This is a genomic window from Ferruginivarius sediminum (assembly GCF_003344765.1).
Classification (GTDB): domain Bacteria; phylum Pseudomonadota; class Alphaproteobacteria; order Kiloniellales; family Rhodovibrionaceae; genus Ferruginivarius; species Ferruginivarius sediminum.
This window is the reverse complement of record NZ_QPMH01000063.1, coordinates 1-527: the sequence shown is the minus strand read 5'-3', so window position 1 is coordinate 527 and position 527 is coordinate 1. Positions and strand designations below refer to the sequence as shown.

1 protein-coding gene is annotated in these 527 nt (G+C 45.5%); it reads left to right on the top strand.

Annotated features, from left to right (window positions below; all coding sequences use genetic code 11):
• On the top strand, positions 1–323 hold a 323-nt coding region (locus DRB17_RS20615; RefSeq protein ID WP_206607963.1), incomplete at its 5' end, for a hypothetical protein.
• Positions 324–527: the final 204 nt, after the last annotated feature.

Sequence of the window (527 nt, the reverse complement as noted above, 5' to 3'; positions counted from 1 at the left end):
CTGTGAGAGTAGGAAAACTGGCAGTTGCAGCTTTACCGCCCCTCTCATCGGCGGTAAACTGGATTTTCCAGCTTTCCTCCGCTCCGAGAGGAGGAAATCTGGCAATTGCAGCTTTACGGCCGCTCCCATCGGCGGTAAAGTCGATTTTCCAGTTTTCCTCCGCTCCGAGAGGAGGAAAACTGGAAATTGCATTTATGCTGCGGGCGCATGTGGCGGAAATCTTTCAATCCGGTTTTTTATCCTCTTTCCCCTTCTTTTGCTTGTTGGTGGGTCTTGGGTCGGGGCTTAGCTCCACAAAACGAACGATGGACGCGTGTGAATAACAATCGGGTGAAAATAATCCCAAATCACAATAAAAACGCAATAAATCGAACGTCTCTCGTATTAGCCCTTCACTTTACTTAACAAGCAAAGTAAGCTTACCAGAACCGTTACCTTAACAAAACCAGAGACCCGGATATATACGATTTAGAAAATAAGTGAAACCAGCAAAATCTTCATTTCAACAGGACAACCAGAAAACCAAA